Annotated in this window: 17 protein-coding genes, 1 tRNA gene and 2 pseudogenes; 13 read left to right on the forward strand and 7 right to left on the reverse strand. The window is 37.6% G+C overall.

All coding sequences use genetic code 11. From position 1 onward, the window contains the following. Positions 1-38 precede the first annotated feature (38 nt). Positions 39-1,046: a YihY/virulence factor BrkB family protein gene (locus tag V7K31_RS18890; RefSeq protein WP_335096032.1), complete on the reverse strand. Its 1,008-nt coding sequence runs from the start codon at positions 1,044-1,046 to the stop codon at positions 39-41. A gap of 234 nt (positions 1,047-1,280) precedes the next feature. Between V7K31_RS18890 and V7K31_RS18895 the strand changes: the two genes are divergently transcribed. After that, a complete protein-coding gene (locus tag V7K31_RS18895) occupies positions 1,281-1,520 on the forward strand; it encodes a hypothetical protein (RefSeq protein ID WP_335096034.1) in 240 nt (79 codons plus the stop codon). A gap of 18 nt (positions 1,521-1,538) precedes the next feature. Here the strand turns inward: V7K31_RS18895 and V7K31_RS18900 are convergent. Then, positions 1,539-2,420 (reverse strand): annotated as a pseudogene (locus V7K31_RS18900) (YifB family Mg chelatase-like AAA ATPase); the annotation flags it as partial. 124 nt (positions 2,421-2,544) lie between these two features. On the opposite strand from V7K31_RS18900, the gene V7K31_RS18905 reads away from it, so the two are divergent. The 8 genes from V7K31_RS18905 (at position 2,545) to V7K31_RS18945 (ending at position 9,564) form a co-directional block, all read left to right on the forward strand. After that, entirely contained in the window at positions 2,545-3,672 is a 1,128-nt protein-coding gene (locus V7K31_RS18905) for a tyrosine-type recombinase/integrase (RefSeq protein WP_335096036.1), read from the forward strand. Next, the gene (locus V7K31_RS18915) at positions 3,635-5,230 is read left to right on the forward strand and encodes a tyrosine-type recombinase/integrase (protein WP_442941316.1); all 1,596 of its coding nucleotides are present in this window, start codon (positions 3,635-3,637) and stop codon (positions 5,228-5,230) included. Before V7K31_RS18905 ends, V7K31_RS18915 begins: the two co-directional genes overlap by 38 nt. Further along, a complete protein-coding gene (locus V7K31_RS18920; RefSeq protein WP_335096038.1) occupies positions 5,220-6,143 on the forward strand; it encodes a DUF6262 family protein in 924 nt (307 codons plus the stop codon). Before V7K31_RS18915 ends, V7K31_RS18920 begins: the two co-directional genes overlap by 11 nt. 265 nt (positions 6,144-6,408) lie before the next feature. Beyond that, entirely contained in the window at positions 6,409-7,440 is a 1,032-nt protein-coding gene (locus V7K31_RS18925) for a hypothetical protein (RefSeq protein ID WP_335096039.1), read from the forward strand. 44 nt (positions 7,441-7,484) lie between these two features. After that, positions 7,485-7,552, forward strand: a tRNA-Arg gene (locus V7K31_RS18930). Between the two features lie 191 nt (positions 7,553-7,743). Continuing rightward, entirely contained in the window at positions 7,744-8,484 is a 741-nt protein-coding gene (locus tag V7K31_RS18935) for a TIGR04255 family protein (protein ID WP_335096040.1), read from the forward strand. Then, complete coding sequence (locus V7K31_RS18940) at positions 8,484-9,026, forward strand: hypothetical protein (protein ID WP_335096043.1); 543 nt, start codon at positions 8,484-8,486, stop codon at positions 9,024-9,026. Before V7K31_RS18935 ends, V7K31_RS18940 begins: the two co-directional genes overlap by 1 nt. Positions 9,027-9,033: 7 nt before the next feature. Next, on the forward strand, positions 9,034-9,564 hold the full coding sequence (locus V7K31_RS18945) for a hypothetical protein (RefSeq protein WP_335096044.1): 531 nt from the start codon (positions 9,034-9,036) through the stop codon (positions 9,562-9,564). A 163-nt stretch (positions 9,565-9,727) separates the two neighbouring features. Here the strand turns inward: V7K31_RS18945 and V7K31_RS18950 are convergent, their stop codons facing one another. From V7K31_RS18950 to V7K31_RS18960, 3 genes and pseudogenes are all read right to left on the reverse strand, one after another. Next, positions 9,728-10,942: a DUF6575 domain-containing protein gene (locus tag V7K31_RS18950; RefSeq protein WP_335096045.1), complete on the reverse strand. Its 1,215-nt coding sequence runs from the start codon at positions 10,940-10,942 to the stop codon at positions 9,728-9,730. Positions 10,943-10,954: 12 nt separating this feature from the next. Next, positions 10,955-11,371: a hypothetical protein gene (locus V7K31_RS18955; RefSeq protein ID WP_335096046.1), complete on the reverse strand. Its 417-nt coding sequence runs from the start codon at positions 11,369-11,371 to the stop codon at positions 10,955-10,957. Positions 11,372-11,703: 332 nt separating this feature from the next. After that, positions 11,704-12,354 (reverse strand): annotated as a pseudogene (locus V7K31_RS18960) (magnesium chelatase domain-containing protein); the annotation flags it as partial. Between the two features lie 328 nt (positions 12,355-12,682). Between V7K31_RS18960 and phnD the strand changes: the two are divergent. Together phnD and V7K31_RS18970 are read left to right on the forward strand one after the other, a co-directional pair. Beyond that, positions 12,683-13,573, forward strand: coding sequence for a phosphate/phosphite/phosphonate ABC transporter substrate-binding protein (gene phnD / locus V7K31_RS18965; protein WP_335096048.1), 891 nt, complete (start codon positions 12,683-12,685; stop codon positions 13,571-13,573). Between the two features lie 74 nt (positions 13,574-13,647). Then, positions 13,648-15,453 (forward strand): sensor histidine kinase, encoded by a 1,806-nt coding sequence (locus V7K31_RS18970; protein ID WP_335096051.1) that lies wholly within the window; start codon positions 13,648-13,650, stop codon positions 15,451-15,453. Between the two features lie 82 nt (positions 15,454-15,535). On the opposite strand, the gene V7K31_RS18975 is transcribed toward V7K31_RS18970, so the two are convergent. Further along, on the reverse strand, positions 15,536-16,297 hold the full coding sequence (locus V7K31_RS18975; protein ID WP_335096052.1) for a nucleotidyltransferase domain-containing protein: 762 nt from the start codon (positions 16,295-16,297) through the stop codon (positions 15,536-15,538). A gap of 1 nt (position 16,298) precedes the next feature. On the opposite strand from V7K31_RS18975, the gene egtC reads away from it, so the two are divergent. Both egtC and egtD read left to right on the forward strand, forming a co-directional pair. Next, positions 16,299-17,087 carry an ergothioneine biosynthesis protein EgtC gene (egtC, locus tag V7K31_RS18980; protein ID WP_335096054.1) on the forward strand — a complete coding sequence of 263 codons (789 nt, stop codon included), beginning with the start codon at positions 16,299-16,301 and terminating at the stop codon, positions 17,085-17,087. A 193-nt stretch (positions 17,088-17,280) separates the two neighbouring features. Beyond that, positions 17,281-18,315, forward strand: a complete 1,035-nt coding sequence (gene egtD, locus V7K31_RS18985; protein ID WP_335096055.1) for an L-histidine N(alpha)-methyltransferase — start codon at positions 17,281-17,283, stop codon at positions 18,313-18,315. Positions 18,316-18,495: 180 nt separating this feature from the next. On the opposite strand, the gene V7K31_RS18990 is transcribed toward egtD, so the two are convergent. After that, positions 18,496-18,843, reverse strand: coding sequence for a hypothetical protein (locus tag V7K31_RS18990; RefSeq protein WP_335096056.1), 348 nt, complete (start codon positions 18,841-18,843; stop codon positions 18,496-18,498). Positions 18,844-19,215 lie beyond the last annotated feature (372 nt).

The following is a 19,215-nucleotide window of genomic DNA, read 5'->3' on the forward strand; positions in this document are numbered from 1 at the left end:
TATCAGATTTACAAACCTAAATTCCCAATAATGAGTAATTAAAATCGCTGATTTTTTCTTTTTTCTTTTAAGCGCTTGGGCTTTTTGAAAGACTGGAATAAGCGATTAATAAAGCGAGAAGATGGCTTTTTTGATTGCTCCGTTGGATTCGTACCATTATGTTTTGTATTATCAGAGAGAGGTATGGCATTTTTAGTTGGGGTTATGCCGCTTCCGTACCTTCTGGCATAAACTTGGGTAAACTCTGCACCGAAGAAAAGAATTTGTGCAGCATAGTTAACCCAAGCTAAAATGACTACCAATGAACCAGCAGCACCATAAGCTGAACCAAAACTGCCATTACCTAAATACTGTCCTAATAAAAATCTCCCAATAGAGAACAAAAAGGAGGTGAGAGCCGCTCCAATTAAAACATCATTCCAAGCAATTTTGACATCTGGTAGGACTTTAAAAATGAGTCCAAATAGGAACGTAGTGATGGCAAAAGAGACGATAAAATTGAGAAATTGCCAGAGGAAATCTACACCTGGTATCAAGTTGCTAAAGTATGTTGCTAATGCTCCTAACGCCGTACTAATTACCAGAGAAACTAAAAGTAAAAAGCCAATCCCGATCACCATTGCAAAGGACAAAACGCGTAGGCGAATAATGTTACTTATGGCACGTCCGGGTTTTGGCTTTACTTCCCAAATTGTATTGAGAGAATCTTGTAACTCGGTAAATAAACCAGTAGCACCTACGAGCAGAACTACAACACTAATGATAGAAGCGATCGCACCTGTGTGTGGTTTGTTAGCATTCTGAATGGCTGTTTGGATAAATTGTGCCCCATCTTTACCGACTAAACCTTGAATTTGTCCAACGATTTGACCCCTTGCGGCTTCTTCTCCAAATACTGCCCCGGCGATCGCAATTACAATAATCAGCAACGGGGCAATAGAAAAAATCGTGTAATAAGCTAACGCCGCCGCTAACCGTGAGGCTTTATCCTCACTCCATTCTTTGAATGTCTCTTGTAATAACTTCCAAATCGCCTGCAAATTCATCCAATCAGTCTCCTTAGAGTATATCGCTTACTTCATGATATATTTGATACTTATTTATTAGGTAACGGCATCCATCCAAGGGAGTTTGTGCAGCGTCCTGGAGGATGAATTTAGAATTTTATAGTGAGATGACAATACCATGTCTAGGACGGGCTATTCGGCGTCGCGCTAATTGGCGATAATAAAGATGTGGTGATGTTGATAATGTGGCAAAGCAATTTTTACCTAGAAGGAATGACACAGAAGGCAGCAATTACAGAAGCCATTACCACTCTTCAGGATGCAGAAAATCGATTCTGTTTTGTCCGTGTTGAAGACCAGCAGTTTTTTCCAGAGTGGTATGAAGGATTGTCTGAAATTACGGAAGCGGAAAAAAGTTTGGACTCTCACTCATTTATTAAAATCATAGCTTTAGCCTTGCTGTTCTACCTGCTGGTAACACAAACTATCTGCGTCAACCCTAAACAGACTTAAGCCATCATAACAAGATTGCTACTGCATTCTATCTATCGTGCGATATTGAATCGCTTCCGCTACATGATTGGTTTTTAACTCATCGTCTCCCGCTAAATCTGCAATAGTCCGTCCTACTTTGAGAACGCGATCGCTTGCTCTTGCCGATAAACCTAATTTTCTAATTGCTACTTCTAATAAATTGCGGCTAGCATCATCTAACTTATACCATTTCTGGAGATGACGACTTTGCATATGGGCATTGCAACGCAGATTTGGTTCTTCTTGAAAGCGGGTAATAGCGCGATCGCTTGCTTGTAGCACTCGTTGTAGCACTGATATTGATGCTTCTCCAGTAGGTTGTTGGGTGATTTCTTCTGGTTTCAAGCGATTCACCGCAACTTGTAAATCAATTCGATCCATCAACGGCCCAGAAAGTTTTGCCCAATATTGCTCGCGTTGACGAGGAGAACAAGTACATTGTTGAATGGTATCGCCATAATAACCGCAAGGACAGGGATTAGTACTCGCCACCAAAGTAAACTGCGCGGGAAACGTTACTGATAGTTTGGTGCGCGAAATTGTCACATAGCCATCTTCTAAAGGCTGACGCAGAAATTCTAAAACATCTCGTTTAAATTCCGTGAGTTCATCAAGAAAAAGCACACCTCTGTGAGATAATGATATTTCCCCAGGACGAGGGAAGCTACCGCCACCGACAAGAGAAGGCCCCGATGCTGAATGGTGGGGACTGCGAAAAGGGCGATCGCGTACCAAGGAACCACGATTTTTCAATAAACCAGCCACCGAATGGATGCGAGTCACTTCTAAAGATTCGGCAAAACTCAGGGGCGGTAAAATTCCTGGTAAGCGCCGTGCTAACATGGTTTTTCCACTACCAGGCGGCCCGACAAAAATTAATTATATATAGCTCTTAAAAACAATTCTTTAAAGTAAACAACAACAACTTGACAAGTGCATCTACACTATGTAGACTATTTAATATTGAGCAATTCTACATAGTCAATAAAGTCTACAAAGCGCTATGAAAGTTCAGAGGGTACGCATTCCCAAGAGCGAGAAAGTAACCTGGATTGTTCTAGGGGATGATTATTTACCCATAGAACCAATTCGGCAGTACTTAGCTTATTTAGAAGGCATTGAGCGATCGCCAAATACAATTAGGTCTTACGCTCACCATCTCAGTCTTTATTGGAAATATCTTCAAATCTATGATTTAGATTGGACACAAGTTAGTGTAATTGAGCTTGCCGAATTTATGGCATGGCTTAGAAATCCTAATCCTCAAAAAATTGTATCAATTCAAGAAGTGGTTGCCAAGCGTACAGAATCAACTGTAAATGTGATTCTGACCTCGGTTTGTATGCTCTACGACTTTCACGAGAAAACTGGTAAAGTTCCTCATATTCCTCTTTATCGGTCACAAATTATGCCAGGGAGGAAATACAAAAGTTTTTTACACCACATTACCAAGAGCAAACCGATTAGAACTCGTTTAGTTAAGCTCAAGGAACCGAAACGGTTTCCAAAAACACTTTCGCTTGAGCAAGTGAATCAACTTGTTGAAACTTGCAATCGAATTAGGGATAAATTTTTGATTTGTTTGCTGCATGAAAGCGGTATGCGAATTGGGCAAGCACTAGGTCTAAGGCATGAAGATATTCAGTCTTGGGATAATCTCATCAAAGTTATCCCTAGAGATGACAATGCTAATGGCGCTCGTGCTAAAGGCAACTGTCCCTACAATGTCGATGTCACAAAAGAATTAATGGGACTTTATAGCCAATATTTACAAGATGAATTCATGGAAATACTTGGTGATGACCTCAGTGACTATGTTTTTGTAAATCTTTGGGATGGAGAGATTGGCTCTGCGATGACATACAACAATGTTATGGATCTGTTCAATCGCCTCAAAAGGAAAACTGGGATTGCTGCTCATCCCCACATGCTTAGACATACACACGCTACAGCACTAGTTCGTGAAGGCATGGAAATGGCTTATGTCCAGAAGCGACTAAACCACGCAAGTATTCAAACCACAATCGATACCTATGTTCATGTTAACAATGAAGACATGAAAAGAGAATACAACAAATATTTGGACAATAGATATGATGCAGAATCAGCAGGTAATTCAGATACAGAATAAAGTCTCTCAATTTATTAATTGTCCAAAGTGTAAAAGTACCAGTTTTAGAAAGAATGGGAAAAACCAATCTGGCACTCAAATTTATATATGCAAGCAGTGCAATAAAACTTTTACACCGGAAGCACGGAATTTAGCTCAAGAACAGTATGGAATAGATGTAAATCCTAAATCTGAGTATTCTAAAAATGTTTGGGATTGCCGTGCATTGGGAGTTGACGGAGGTGTAGGAAAATCTAGCTATAAACTAAATTTTCTGCCTATAAAACAAGACTGGATTAAAGAAACAGCAAAGACTTATTTAAAAGTTTGTTTGAGTTCTATCACATTTGCTTCTGTACAAGAAAAGCTTGGTTCAATTAGAAAATTATCGAAATTCTTGTCAGAAAACTACCCAGATGTTACTCCAGAAGAGATAGACCGCAATATCATTACTGAGTACACAATATATCTAGCAAGTCAAAAACTAGCATCAAGTACCCGTTATAAGTGCATTAGCGATGCAAAATTATTTTTTGATGCTGCTTATCAATACCAATGGCTTGATGTCCGAAGGTACTTGGTTCGTCCTGAAGATTTTCCCAAGATAGAAAAAAGACTCCCTCGCTACATTCCAGAAGAGGTAATGCAGCAACTCAATCAATGCCTGGATGATGTGGCGGAGCCAATAATGAGAATGGTATTGGTATTGCAAGAGTGTGGTATGCGAATTTCAGAACTAGTAAATCTTAGCTTTGATTGTTTGTTGCAGGATAAGTCTGGAGATTGGTTTTTAAGATACTACCAATTCAAGATGAAAAAGGAAATTACTATACCTATCTCTAGAGAGGTTGCAAGAGTCATTCAAGAACAACAGAGATACATTCGTAAGCATTTTACTCAAAAGGAATTTAACTATTTATTTTGTGCAAATGTAGGGGCAGTTAGACCTGATTTTGTCCCGTCCCCTCATGTAATGCTACGAAAAACATTACCCAATCATCTTAACCGTTTAGCTAAAAGAAAAAATATTTGCGTCAACTCTGGTAATTTATGGCATTTTCAAACCCACCAGTTTCGTCACACAGTGGGAACACGGATGATAAATAATGGTGTTCCTCAGCACATTGTTCAGAGATATTTAGGTCATGAGAGTCCTAACATGACATCAGTTTATGCACATATTCACGACCAGACAATGAAAGAAGAAATTGCCAAGTTTCAAGGCAAGGTTGTGAATATTGCGGGGCAGGTTGTCGAACCCAATGATTTACAGGCAGATATAGCTGATTTGCAGTGGTTCAAGAAAAACATTCATGCTCAGGCTTTGCCTAATGGTTCTTGTGCCTTGCCTACGATTTCTCAGGGATGCCCCCACGCTAATGCTTGTTTAACCTGCACTCATTTCCGAACTACTTCTGAGTATTTGGCAGAACACAAGCAGCAGTTAGAGCAGACCAATCAGATTATCCAAAAAGCTGAAGCCAATGGGTGGGTGCGCCAAATCGAGATGAACCAAAAGCTCAAAACCAATCTAGAAAACATCATTTCTGTATTGGAGGTAGATGCAAATGACGCTTGAACGCAATGTTGATGGGTTGCGTGGTAATGCTCAAAGGAAGCGCCAAGAGGCATTTGAGAAAGTTGAGCAAGGAATTCAGAAGCTCATTAAAGAGCAACGAGTTATAAACTTTAATACTGTTGCCAAAGCTTCTGGACTGAGTAAGGCTTGGCTTTATAAAGAGCCTGAAATTAAAGCTCGGATAGAACATCTCAGGGAAAATAACTCACAAGCTAAGGAAATACCACCAAAACAAAGAAGCTCAGATGCTTCTAAAGATGCAATCATTAAAACGCTTAAGGAAAGAATTAAAAGAGTTGAAGCCGAGAATAGAGGGTTGCGTGACCAGCATGAAGCAATTTATGGACGTATCCTTCAAGCATCTGAAATAGAGCAGCGATTGGAGAGACTGGAAGCAGAAAATAAGAGGCTGAATGTTGAATTAGAAATGTGTCTTACTCAGTCACAGTCGCCTCCAATCTCTAAGAAGTCAGATGTTGCACCTCTTTTAACAAAAAAGCCAAAAGGGGAGATTAGCAACACCATTAGAAATGAGTTAGCTGTTTTGGGTATTAAGCTGACTAGTACCCTTGCTTCCAAGATACGAGGCTCCACTGAAGAAATAGTTTTAACTGCAATAGAAGCCCTAAAAGAGCAACTGCAACATGGAGAAGTAAGAAGACCTGGAGGATGGCTAGCTACCGCAATTGATGATGCATGGCAACCTAATCAGCCTCAAGGAGTTGAGAGTAATCCAGCAGACCTGTTTAGTGAATGGTATGGCTTGGCTAGAGAATTTGGTATTGTAATGGGCAGTCGCAAGGAAGACGATGACTCTATCTGGGTTCAAGAAAATACTGGTCAGTGGTTTCCTTTTGAGGAATTTTCCTCAAAATGGACTTTTAAGTATTTGCGCTCAAAGACTGTGAGGTAAACATAAATCCTGCGTTGAGCCGAAATTAATACAAAGTAAACAAAACTTATCTTGCTCTTTTTAGGAATTTTTACGATCTTTTTTAGATTTATGTGTATCATTAATTGTAATGAGTAAAGACCCTTCTTGAATACAAGAGGGTCTTTACTGTTCAAAATGAAGTTTCACTTTAAGCAGATCAAGTAACGTGAATTTCGACAGCCACAACACTTGTTCTACTTAGATGTGAAGCCCATAACCCCTACCTACAAAGAGGAAGTTTTATATGTCTAGGCTTAATGGTTTAAGTCTAGAACCCTCTGCTGCGGAAAGTCAACCCCCGATCCTTATCAACTTGTTTCAAGAAACTGTAGAGAAAGTACCAAAAGTCATTGAGCTTTCACAGTTGCCATTAGAGGAACTGCAAATTTTGCAAGCTCTAAAAGAGGGAGGAGAATCTGGGGCAAAAACCATTGGAGAGAGGGTTCATTTATCTAGGTCTTCGATCTTAAGTCACTCTAAAAAGCTAGTTGATTTAAAATACGTAGTCCAAAAAGAAATCAAAACTGCAAAAACAGGGATCAAACCAACATACATATTCTCTCTTACAGATGAGTTTCCTGTAGAGATAATTGATGAGGCGGTTGAATACAAAAAGAAAAAAAAGAATAAGGTATCAGACTCTGTATTAGAATCATTGTTTTTAAGCAATTCTTTAGACAAGGATTCTTCAATAGAACTAGATGTCTTGTTTACCCGTCTAAAGGAACGTGCTACCGCATTACCATTAAAAGTTCAACAAGTCTTAAAGATAGTTCCCGATACAGGCATTACATCTATTGGGGCTGCCGCAATACTAGGATGCGATTCCACAACAGCGTATAAACATCTCCAGTACCTTCTAGACTCTGGCTGGCTTACTAGAGAAATAGCTGCATCTCAAGGTAAAGGAAGAAGTGGATACGCTTACTTTCACTCGTCTGGCATAAATAGTGAATTAATAAATGCACTATTTATTGATGTGACCCCAACCAGTCTTAGCCTTTTTGGGCTTAATCCACCAGAAATTCATAACAAAGTAGATACGAGTCAAGAAAATAAAGAGGCAGTTATGAGCGAAGAAGCTTTCCAGGAGCAATCAGTTGCTCATGCTTTTGATGCAAGCGTAGGATCTGAAAAATTGGAACAGGCAGTAGATAAGCTCGATGAATTGATGGCTTTAATAGATCAAGTTGATAAGGTTGAGCAAGAATTGCGAAAACTAATGGGGTCAAAGGCGGAAAAGCTAATAGCTCGAATAAAATCAAGAATCTCATAAACCAAAAGCGGTGAGATATTACTCTCACCGCTTGGTAAACTCATGGGCGGCGCTTGGCGCGGGGCAGGACTCCTAATCTCGGCTCCCAGGGGTTCGATTCCCCTGCCGTCCACAACTCTGAAACTATCGTAATACAAATACAGTTGGCAAGATGAGTCGATCTAGTGTAAAGCTCTTAACCTGTAAATATAAATTGTTTATTCAAATCACATCTAAACATCTATTAAGAGTGATATTATTGCATATGATATCGCTCTAGCGGCACTGTGGGTTTTAACGCAGCACAGTAAAACAGGTAAAAACATGGAGGACAAAATACATTACACAAAAGCACCAATTACTGAGGCTGTTATTGACTTGAGCGTTGACATATCTTTTGAGGGAGGGGTGTCATCTCTTAGTAATTTTGGGCATCTCATAGAGGGCGAATACTCCAAACATGGCGACCTGATTAACCTTGAGAATAAAATCCAGATTGGGCAGGACGGAACCTCTGTAGCTGCTAATCAGACTGTTTTTGGGTATCGCTTTTTATCTTCTGACAATAGACAAATTGTTCAAGCACGTTTAGATGGATTCTCACTCATCAGACTAGCGCCTTACGAAAAATGGGAAATATTTAGAGATGAGGCACGACGACTATGGAATCTATATCAAGTTGCCACTAATACAAAAACTGTTACTAGAGTAGCTGTACGTTACATCAATCGGCTAAATTTACCTTTACCTCTAAATGATCTCAAAGAATATTTGTTAACAGCACCAGAAATCTCGCCTAAGCTATCTCAAGCTCTTAGTGATTATTTTATGCAATTGGAAATTCCTCAAGAAGATATTGGAGGAACGCTAGTATTGATTGAGGCAATTATTCCCCCTTCTAAGGATGATTTGGTTTCTGTGTTATTAGATATAGATTTATTTTCTAATGTTGCTTTTTCTAGCACTGAAGATGACCACTGGAATTTATTAGAAGCCTTTCGTATTCGTAAAAACGAAATATTTGAAGCTTGCATTACTGACAAAACTAGGGAGTTGTTAAAATAATGGCTGCATACACTTTGACATCACCGAATAGCTCCTTTGTTCGTAATTCTGTAAAAAGGCTGCTTCCACTTGAGGGGCAAGAAGGAAAGGAGTTAGACCGTAAAATTCATGAAGTCTCAGACAAGATTAAAACGGATGAATCAATTCAAAGACTTTTAAGATCCTTTGAAGAAGAGAATGAGCAAAAACATGAAAGACTTCTGGATTATATCCAATCTCTGCGCTCTAAAATAGTTGCTAGCGGTGAAACCGAGTTTACAGTGTCAGTTCTTGAAAAAGCCGAGCAGGTTTGGGAAAATCTAAGAAGCGTTTTCTCGTTAAAAGGTAAATCCTTGGAAGTACCAGATGCTTGTCCTGGATGCCAAGATAATTTCATGTATGTTTGGTCAAAAAGAGACCACTATCTTGAATGTGAAATTTTCGGCACTGGAGAAGTGGAGTTTTTTTATCGCAACAATGGTGAGATTTGGGGAGAAGATATAAAAGTTGAACAGGAGTTCTCTGCCGCAATTATTGACAAGATTGCACTATTTGCTTGGTGATCTGTGTATGATGCTGGATTTGGTACAAGATTTAAAATCAGTATCAGGTCATTGCCACGTTATACGCCTTGCTCAAGTGCCAAAAGATTTTTCAGAAAAGAAAAAGGTATTAGCAGTTCAGTTAGATAAACAATTGGAGCCTTCAACTCAAGATAAAGAGTCAAAGCCCCCTCATCTGAGTTTTTGGGTTGAATTTCTTACAACACCAGAGCAAGCATATAATTTTATACGAGAAAAGAAACCTAATTCAGACAAAAAATTGGTTCTTCGCCTGCAAGTTAATGAAATTCGTGAAATTGTGGGGATTGCTGACACAGAAAAAACCTATCCACGATTATTGGATGTTATATGGGTATTTCTGGAAAAAGCTGTAAGAGACGAACGTCTAGGAGCAAAAGGACACTCTGGAATCATTGGTTTATTCGAGCAATCCTTGCCTAGCGTGCTAACTCAAAGACAGGCAAAAAATTTACGCAAGGATTTGCGCTCAAAGCTAGCAGAATTAGCATCTAAAGATTGCTTTATGCTTGAAGAATAAAATGAACTACATCGGCTATATGTCTACAAAGTTACAAGCCTAACTAATATATGTTTTTCTATCTTGGCTAAAGATAATTCCCAGAAAGTTTTTTGTCATTTTTCCTTAAAGATTAAGGTAAAACATATATTGTCTTAAGGCTAATTTTTTACGACTTAGTTAGTTACAAACTATCATTACTTTCTAAGTTTGTTTGCAACTTTAAACTTAATAATTCGTACTCGTGTTTTTCTTTGTCAACGGCAGGAGATAATACTACATAGTCCTGAATGCTTGCTACATAAACCTGTGTTCTACTAATAGTTTCTACGTCTTTCATAGCCGAGTCTGCAATAAAGCTGTTGTATTTTTTCTTTGAACCTACTTCTTGTAAAGTTATTCTTCTACTACTGTAACTAATCTGAGTCAATTTTACATTTACACAAATCTCTGTTTCAGCTCTGAGCTTAGTATGTTTGATAACATCGAGAGCCTTAAATACGGTTTCTAGCTCTATTTCTCCAGTTTGTACTTTCTTATCAGGAGAAGCCCAACCTATATGTAATTTACTTATTCCAATTCTAGCTAAAGCTTCTAAAAATTCAGTATATTTGAAAGCAGTTTTCTTTTTTAATATATTCAGTTTTGCTGGTAATTCTTCTGTGTTTGCTCCAATGTTTACTAACTGTATAAATTCTTTTAAGCATTGTCCTAAAAAAGACTCTCCTAAACTTAAAGTATCTTCTTCATATACACTTCCTTCTAGCCGCATACCAAATGAACCACTAAATACACTAGACATAACTACTTGGGTCTTTTGCTTTACTTCTTGTTGTATTATGTGTCCTTCTGATTTTCCTAGCTTTATTTGTCCTATAGCATCAATTGTTCCTTGTAATGAATATAAAACTAACCCTAGATCACCTACGGGAGCTTCTGAAATCTCTTTTTCTGAAAACTGTAAAATAAAGTCTATAATTTCTCTTCTTTTTTCTTTAGAAACTGTTTCAATATTACTATTAAGAAAATTATTTTCAGATTGAATTACCTGTCCTAGTTCGGGCAAATATTCGTCTGGTATTTCATTGTAATCAACAGTTTTAACAATAGCATTAGAAGCATTCTCATAAGGAACTTCTACCTGATAGACAAAACCATCTTCTGCATTAATAAATATATCTCTAAGCTCAACCCTACCCTGTACTATGTCGTTAAATCGAAATGAAGAGATTGGAGCATATAGCCATATTTCTGACAAGTCAGAATCATCTACGCAAAGTACAATAAAAATTAATCCAGATTTATTTTTACAGGAAAACAACACTGGCTTGTCATAAAAGTCATAAACTTCTATGATTTCAAGATATCCTAGTATTGTCCTTTCCGGCAAAAAACCCATATTTATAATTCTTTATGTTTTAGTAGAATCTTCTTTTTTCACAACAATTATTTCAAAAAAGTTCCAAGGCTCACTTTCCTCTGTTATCCACCAAGTATGGTGCGATTTTTCATTTTTCGATGGAGTGTGTTTTATCCTTCCCAGTTCATCCTTTAAAAAACCCTTTGTAACTTTCATCTTCTTCAACTTGGGTATTCTAAGAGATAAATTTTTGGCATCATCTAACGACGAATGAATTGAAACTCCACACGCTTGACACTCAGATAGCCCTGTAGGGCATTCCTTGTCTGGAAATTCTTGCCGCCAAGATAAAAAATCTTTTGGTTGCGGTTTTTCATGAGCGTTTTTAATAAACCTGTAAAACTCACCTGATGCAATATCGCATTGTGATGGAGGACAGTCATCTGGAAAGTGTTTTGAATAGGTCATCTTTTGATTTTTGGGTATAAAATAATTTTATTTACATTTTTATAACTTATTTTCTATACTACTGTCATTAATTTACTACAAGTGGTAAATAAAATCTGTAAAGTTTCTGAGCCTTTGCTAATGATCAATATGTGAAAAATTATATTTTTATAAAAATTATTATAATCCAGCATATCTCCCAGTAGTCAGAATGTTGCTTTTATTTTATGATTACTGAGGAGAAATTTGTAAAATAAGCAGTTCAAGCTTACTTATCACTCACTTTGTTGACATATAAACGAAGTAGAACATCCGCTAAACAAAGATTGTAGGCATTTAGCTATAGATAACTTTAAATTATGCCCACCAGCAGCAGCAATTTCTAAAGCCCGACGCGCATGAGCTTGTCCTTTGACATCATGCAAATCTGCGCCAGGGTAGGATACTGTTGCTATCTCCCTTGTGTCATCCATCTGCACAGGTTTGTAACGCCCCGGATTATTTAAAAAATCCACCACATCAGACAGATGTTTGCAGCCGTAAACAGCCAAGCCTTCAACCACTGCCGCTTCTTGGGCGTTATCAGCAGGGATAACTAAACCTGCAATTCCCATCTTTTGGGCTGCTGCTGCGATCGGCAAAACACCAGTCACCGGACGCAAACTGCCATCCAGAGAGACTTCGCCCAAAAATAGATAATCTCCCAACAAATCAGCGCTAACTTGCTCAGAAGCCGCCAAAATTCCCACACTAATAGGCAAATCAAAACAGGGTCCTTCTTTGCGTAAATCTGCCGGAGTTAAATTGATCACAATTTTTCGCATAGGAAAGGCAAAACCTGCATTCTTCAGCGTTGCTTTAACTCTTTCTCTTGATTCTTGAATCGCTGAATCTGGCAGTCCCAAGACAACAATTCCCGGCAATCCCCCTGACACATCGACTTCTACGCCTACTTTCACGGCATCGATGCCCACAATTGATGCACTCCAGACTCTAGCAAGCATTTCTTATATAAGAGTAAACCTTTCAAATCTCTAGCAGATGAGTCGGTAGATTGGCATTGGTGAAACCACAGAGACGATTTTTGGATCAAATTATCTGGTTCTTGTTTGTTGGAAAAGTTAACAAGCCTTTTTAAGGAGATTAGGGAGGATGAAGTATAAAAAGTAATAATTAATCAACAACAATATTTTTCAACAAATAGGATTGCCAAATTCATAAAACTTATTTCCGTAATATTACAGAAGCTATTAATATAAACAAGCAATAAAATAACAGGCGTATTAATAAATAACACCTAAAAAATTTACATTTGTAATATTATTCAGACCTATGAAACGGCGCAACTTTCTTTGGTATTCGCTACTGTTTGCTGCTGGTTGTACAACAGGAGCAAATTTTACTAATAATAGCTCAGATCAGATCGCAATAAATACACCGAAAAATCTCAAATTTGCAGTTACAGATGTCACTGGAATTAAAGATTTGCAACGAGATTATGGCGTTTTTCGCACCACATTAGAAGAGATATTAGGTATAAAAATTGAGTTTTTTCCTGTAGAAAATCCCACAGCAGCAGCACCAGCACTGTTATCGGGAGAGGTGGATATTGTCTTTGCAGGACCATCAGAATACTTGATTTTAAATTCTAGAGCAAAGGCTATTCCGATAATTGCCATTGAGCGCACGAACTACCGTTCTATTATTGTAGTTCGTGCAGATAGCAAAATTAAATTATTATCTCAATTGAAAGGCAAAACAATTGCCATGCGAAAAATTGGCTCAACTGCTAGTCATCTTGCTCCCACAAAGCTACTAATAGATGCTGGATTAGATCCAAAAACTGACTTCAAAACTGTCATGTTGGGTGATCAGGGAGTACAAGCCTTAAAAAAAGGTGATGTAGATGCTTGGGCGACTGCATCTGACAGATACAAAAACATTCTGGAATCTGAGGGCTTACTTGAGAAGGATTTCTCTATAATTTTGCAAGGTCCATTACTTCCTGGTGATGTATTTGTTGCTAGTAACCAGTTGGCATCTAGCTTTATAGCAGATATGCGATCGCGCATGATTAAGGATCAGGATAAACTAATTCAAAGTTTGCTGACTGCTAAAGCGAACCAAAAGTATAAAGGAGGCAAATTTGCTCTAGTAAATGATGCTGATTATAATATGATTCGTGAAGTTTATAAAAAAATCGGGCAAGGAGATTTCTTGTAGTAGCATAAGTAAGTTAATCTAAAATAAATAAGGTTTGTAGTAAGCGCTTAATAGCTAATCACAGAGATAAATGAATGATAGTTAATCCGACAAACTATTTTAAAAGAATTTTTAGTTTGTTTACTCACTTAAGCGATAACTGGAGCATTGCTAAAAAAATTAGTTATGGCTATACTCTGGCAATTAGTATTGCTTTTATCGGTACGACAAGTGGCTTGTTGATTGCATACCGCTATGAAAGCCTTGCCCAGCAACAGTTGAATTTATCTTATCAACAAAAATTTCTCTTAAAAGATTTAGAAAATACAATAACTAGAGTGAGGCTACATCCCCAAAGGTTAGTTACTGTATTAGAAAATTCTATTTGGTTAGAATTTGAAAAAAACAGATTTTTAGACGAAATGAGTCAAGTTAATCAGCGTTTAGCTGAACTACAAATATTTATAAATAACCATCCTGATGATTCGACAATAAATAATATCGATGTGTTGAATTTATTAAAAAAGTATAAAATTAACACGGAAATATATACTCAAATAGTAAAAAAGTTTTGGCGGCAGATTGAACAAAATAAATTATCAGCAAACGCCAGAAAAGCTGATCAGGAACAACTATTAGTGTTTTTTAAGGAAGAAACTAATATCTCGGTTGAGTTTGAGAAACTTTCAGACGATTTAATTGGGATTATAGGACATGCCGAAATTCAACAAAAGCAAGCAAATACTAGTTTTGATAGTGCCCAAAAATTGCGAATTCAAGTTATTATTGGAAGTATGCTGTTATCAGCTGCGATCGCAGCTATACTAGCAGTATATACCAGTAGGTTAATTGCGCGTCCCCTAAAAATAGTTACTAACGTTGCCAGAAAAATCACGCAAGAGTCAAATTTTCAACTTAGAGCTAATGTCACAAGCAACGATGAAGTAGGGACATTAGCTACTTCCCTGAATCAATTAGTGGAATGGGTAGGAGATTATACCCAGGAACTTAAGCTAGCTTACCAAAGTTTAGAGCAACGAGTAGAAGAACGAACCCAAGAACTTCAAAAAACCCTACAAGACTTAAAAGAAGCTCAAGGGCAATTAATTCAAACCGAAAAAATGTCTTCTCTTGGGCAGATGGTAGCAGGTATAGCTCATGAAATTAACAATCCTGCTAATTTTATTTATGGTAATATTCAATGTGCCAGTGACTATACTCAAGACTTGCTTAATTTAGTGAGTTTATATCAGCAACAATATCCAGATCCCATCTGGTTAATTGAAGAAAAAATTGAAGAAATTGATTTAAATTTTATTCATAAAGATTTGCCACTCTTACTTTCTTCTATGAAAACTGGGACTCAGCGCATCCGGGAGATTGTGTTATCTTTGCGGAACTTTTCCCGATTAGATGAAGCTGATATGAAAGAGGTAGATATTCATGAAGGAATTGATAATACACTGTTACTTTTAAATCACAGACTTCAGCCAGAAATTGAAGTCATTAAAAAGTATGGAGATTTACCCTTAGTTGAGTGTTATCCAGCACAACTCAACCAGGTATTTATGAATATTATAAGTAATGCAATCGATGCTATACTAGACCAAAAAGCTGATTCAGATAAAAGTAAACAAATTATTATAGATACATTAAAGATAGATGATATTTATATTAAAATAGGAATCAGAGATAACGGGCATGGAATTTCACCAGAGATTAAAAACAAACTATTTGACCCTTTTTTCACAACTAAACCAGTGGGTAAAGGTACTGGTTTAGGTTTAAGTGTTTGTTATCAGATAATTGACAAACACAAAGGTAAAATAGAAGTAATCTCAGAGTTTGAACAATGGACAGAGTTTGCAATCATTTTACCTATTAAAACACAAGCAAACTAGTACCGCTATTTATAGTGAACGCAGAATTTAAAATTACCAAACTTCTGTTTTTTAAAAAATTTATGAGCGAGTAGTTATAAACTCATAATTCATAGCTCCTGACTCTCAGACGTACCAACAAATTATTTAAAGCTACCTTCGCCGAAGGTATTTCAGGTAATGGGCTAGATTCATAGGACTCCTGCAACTTATTACGCAGACGTTCATATTCTCTTTGATGAAAATCTACATTAATATCTGATAAAATAGACCTTTCTCTACCTGCTAATTTTTGGGCGATTAAATCAGGAATATATGGTAAATTAAAAACTTCATTGAGCTTAATTAAATTAGCTTCAACTACTCCTGTTTCCATTAGATAAATTCCAGTCAATAGAACTCGATAAACATAAAGTAATGGTTTGATTCGATGCGTATGTTCTTTATCAAAAAGTTTCCATTCTGTTGCAGCAAAACCAATATAATGGTAGCTATGGTGACGGGTAATGCAATTTTTGCCAATAAATTTTAATTCCTCATGTTCTGGTGAAGTTGTTAATATTAAAGGTGAATATAGCTGTTCTAAGACATAACCATTCTTTTTAAGTAGCATCAAAAAGAATTTTTTGACATCATGAGTCACTAAATCAATTTCTAAAGATTCACGAACTTCTGAAACTTCAATAGTTTCATTCCCAGTCTCTAATCCCACCACTTCTTGAACTGGTAAAATATGCACACCACGTAAGTCATAATCAGAATCAGGTGACGGAAAACCATATAAGTGGGAACCACTGATGATGGTGAATAAAAGCGGGTAAGGCTGTTGCCCAATAATTGTGTTAATAGAAGGTGGAATATTCATAATGTGCCGTTTACTTGCTTACCTCGGTTCGCCTGTTTCTTTAGAACATCTTCTGTATAAACCAGAACACTCACTGGTAGTCCAGAGTTATCAACCCCGCGAAATGACCTCTGGGGTAATAAATGCAGATGGTTTTGGTGTGGGTTGGTATCATAGTCAAAAAGATATCGAACCTTTTACCTACAAAAATATCCTACCTATTTGGAATGATATAAACCTACCCAGTCTCAGCCGTTACGTTGAATCCAAGTGTGTACTTGCTTATGTCCGCAGTGCTATACCAGGACAAGCCTTAGATTTTGCTAATTGTCAGCCCTTTAATCATCAACAAAAGCTATTTATTCACAATGGACGAATCGAAAATTTTCGGAAAACATTATACAGAAAAATCCGCAGCACTTTAACCCAAGATTTTTACGAAAAAATTAATGGCAGTACTGACTCAGAACACATTTTTGCATTGTTACTTTCACAATGTCAAATTAACAAACATCGACCTCCAGAATATGCTTTACGCAACACATTATTAACGCTTTTAGAGATGGCAAAACGCTATCAAGTAGAAGCCTCACTCAATGTAATTTTTAGTGATGGACATTGTTTAATAGCCTCTCGTTTTGCTACCACTTCACCGCCTCCATCTCTTTACTGGATACGAGACGATCCGACTTTTCCAAAATCTGTAATTATTGCGTCCGAACCTCTATTTATAGGTAATTGGATTGCTTGCCCAGAAAATAGCATCATTAGTGTGGGAGCAGATTGTGAGATCCAAATTGATAAAATCTAGTGTGAAAGAGGCTAACAATAGTACTTAAGCGCTTACTTGCTGTCATTTGAATAGGCAAATCGCTAAAAATAGCTCTAAAGCTTGAGTAATATAGCTCAAGCATGATTTTATTAGCTACGGCTATGTGTTTCACTGATTGGGATAAAGGTCTGCCATCAAAGGTAGCCTATTACGCCAAGCAAACGGAGGTTTCATGTCGATATCTAAAGCTGTTACCAGCAATCTTACTTCTCAAAACAGCGTTGAAAAACGCTTGCAGATAGAGCGTTTGGTAGTAACAACTCAAATAGTTGCACCTAGTGCTGGGAGCGATGTGGTTAAGGGATTAACTCAAACACCTAAATCTCTACCCCCTTCTTACTTTTATGATGACCGTGGTTCTGATCTGTTTGAGCAAATCTGTGATTTACCAGAATATTACCTCACACGCACAGAAACAACGATTTTACAGCAGTTTGCTAGTGAAATTGCCAAGATAACTGGCGCTTGTGAATTGGTAGAACTTGGTAGTGGCAGTTCTAGCAAAACCCGCATTTTATTAGATGCCTACCAGAATCTAGGCTATCCCTTGCACTATCTACCAATTGATGTGTCTGGAGGTATGTTGGAAAGTAGCGCCAAGCAGTTATTAGAAGATTATCCCTTACTGCAAGTTTATGCACTAGCGGGAACCTATGAATTAGCCCTTGCACAACTCCTACCGACGCAATTACCCAGTCGGATGATTTGTTTTATTGGTAGCAGTCTAGGTAATCTTAGACCTGATGAGTGTGATGTGTTCTTCTCTCAAATTACCGAAGCCCTACAAGTAGGTGAGTATTTCTTGTTAGGGATAGATTTACGAAAGCCGAAACAGATTTTGGAACCAGCTTATAACGACAGCCAAGGAGTGACGGCAGCATTTAACCTCAATATGCTGGAGCATTTAAATCAGCGCTTTCAGGGGAATTTCGACACCACCCAGTTTGAACACTGGGCGTTTTACAATGAAAGTGAGCATCAAATAGAAATGCATTTACGCAGTCTGCGATCGCAAATTGTAGAATTACGCGCTCTTAACCTCAAGGTTAATTTTGCACTAGGTGAAACTATCCTCACCGAAATCTCTCGCAAATTCGACCTTAATACTATCAAGCAGCAACTCACCGCACAGGGTTTATTACCTCTTCATGTGTGGACAGATCCAAATCAATGGTTTGGTTTACTCCTCTGTCAACTGCAAGCATAAAGCAAATCAGGGTATGTCTCACATATATAGTGGTTCTCAGTTGAGTCCAATATAGACCTAACAAAAACAGCCCTTTACGCCAGTTGCTACAACGGGGAGGCAGCGCGATCTTGGGGGTTTCCCCCATGAGTGACTGCTCCCTATTAGCCTAAGCAAGTAAACTAAATGTTTAGCGGCTAATTATTGCCGCATCGAAGCTCTGGAAAAAATTCTGCTGAATATAGGAATCCTTGGCTGAGGCTTAGTTGCAGTTATATTGGCATTAGCAACAGAAGAGTTATTAACTGCTTCAGCGAGAATAGGTGGTTTGCTATTAGTAGAATTGGCAAAATCACTCAATTGGATAGCAGAAGGTGAATTTGAAGATATGGAACTAATATTATCAGTATTTTGACTATTGGTTTTTACCGGAGTTTCAGCTTGAGATGGAGTAACGATGAGAGTCGAACTTGTTGCTAATACCAGTATGAGCAAATGAGAAATATATTGTTGCATGGGGATTGGTAAAATGGGTTGATAAATATTCAAAGCTTAAAGAAGTTGTGTTTGTTATTAGGTGGAAGTAAAACCGCAATTTTCCAGGATAAATCATCACGCTGTTGTTCAATAAAACCTGAATACAGCGATTTTCAAATGAATAGACTACCAGCGCTTAGTTCATTAATTTGCTAACAAAAGCCGAACCTTCCTCAATCACCTTTCCTGCAAAGCAAGGGGAAAGTAAACTTCTCTTTCGTAAAAAGAGAGCGGTTATTTTAACACTACTGAATCAGTGTTCTAGAGAGTTGGCAAATACATACACCTGGAATAATTGACGTTTTTTGATCAACTAAGCCAGCACAACTATTAATATTTTAGTTAGATTTAACTTATTACTAAAAGAGGAATCTTACTGAACTT

Origin of the sequence: Nostoc sp. (assembly GCF_036917675.1) — a bacterium.
In the GTDB taxonomy this organism is placed as follows: Bacteria; Cyanobacteriota; Cyanobacteriia; order Cyanobacteriales; family Nostocaceae; genus Nostoc.

Bases quoted from the DNA above. Each gene is read 5' to 3' on its own strand.
- V7K31_RS18890 (WP_335096032.1), bottom strand. From the start codon at position 1,046: ATGAATTTGCAGGCGATTTGGAAGTTATTACAAGAGACATTCAAAGAA.
- V7K31_RS18895 (WP_335096034.1), top strand. From the start codon at position 1,281: ATGACACAGAAGGCAGCAATTACAGAAGCCATTACCACTCTTCAGGAT.
- V7K31_RS18905 (WP_335096036.1), top strand. From the start codon at position 2,545: ATGAAAGTTCAGAGGGTACGCATTCCCAAGAGCGAGAAAGTAACCTGG.
- V7K31_RS18915 (WP_442941316.1), top strand. From the start codon at position 3,635: ATGATGCAGAATCAGCAGGTAATTCAGATACAGAATAAAGTCTCTCAA.
- V7K31_RS18920 (WP_335096038.1), top strand. From the start codon at position 5,220: ATGACGCTTGAACGCAATGTTGATGGGTTGCGTGGTAATGCTCAAAGG.
- V7K31_RS18925 (WP_335096039.1), top strand. From the start codon at position 6,409: ATGTCTAGGCTTAATGGTTTAAGTCTAGAACCCTCTGCTGCGGAAAGT.
- V7K31_RS18935 (WP_335096040.1), top strand. From the start codon at position 7,744: ATGGAGGACAAAATACATTACACAAAAGCACCAATTACTGAGGCTGTT.
- V7K31_RS18940 (WP_335096043.1), top strand. From the start codon at position 8,484: ATGGCTGCATACACTTTGACATCACCGAATAGCTCCTTTGTTCGTAAT.
- V7K31_RS18945 (WP_335096044.1), top strand. From the start codon at position 9,034: ATGATGCTGGATTTGGTACAAGATTTAAAATCAGTATCAGGTCATTGC.
- V7K31_RS18950 (WP_335096045.1), bottom strand. From the start codon at position 10,942: ATGGGTTTTTTGCCGGAAAGGACAATACTAGGATATCTTGAAATCATA.
- V7K31_RS18955 (WP_335096046.1), bottom strand. From the start codon at position 11,371: ATGACCTATTCAAAACACTTTCCAGATGACTGTCCTCCATCACAATGC.
- phnD (WP_335096048.1), top strand. From the start codon at position 12,683: ATGAAACGGCGCAACTTTCTTTGGTATTCGCTACTGTTTGCTGCTGGT.
- V7K31_RS18970 (WP_335096051.1), top strand. From the start codon at position 13,648: ATGATAGTTAATCCGACAAACTATTTTAAAAGAATTTTTAGTTTGTTT.
- V7K31_RS18975 (WP_335096052.1), bottom strand. From the start codon at position 16,297: ATGAATATTCCACCTTCTATTAACACAATTATTGGGCAACAGCCTTAC.
- egtC (WP_335096054.1), top strand. From the start codon at position 16,299: ATGTGCCGTTTACTTGCTTACCTCGGTTCGCCTGTTTCTTTAGAACAT.
- egtD (WP_335096055.1), top strand. From the start codon at position 17,281: ATGTCGATATCTAAAGCTGTTACCAGCAATCTTACTTCTCAAAACAGC.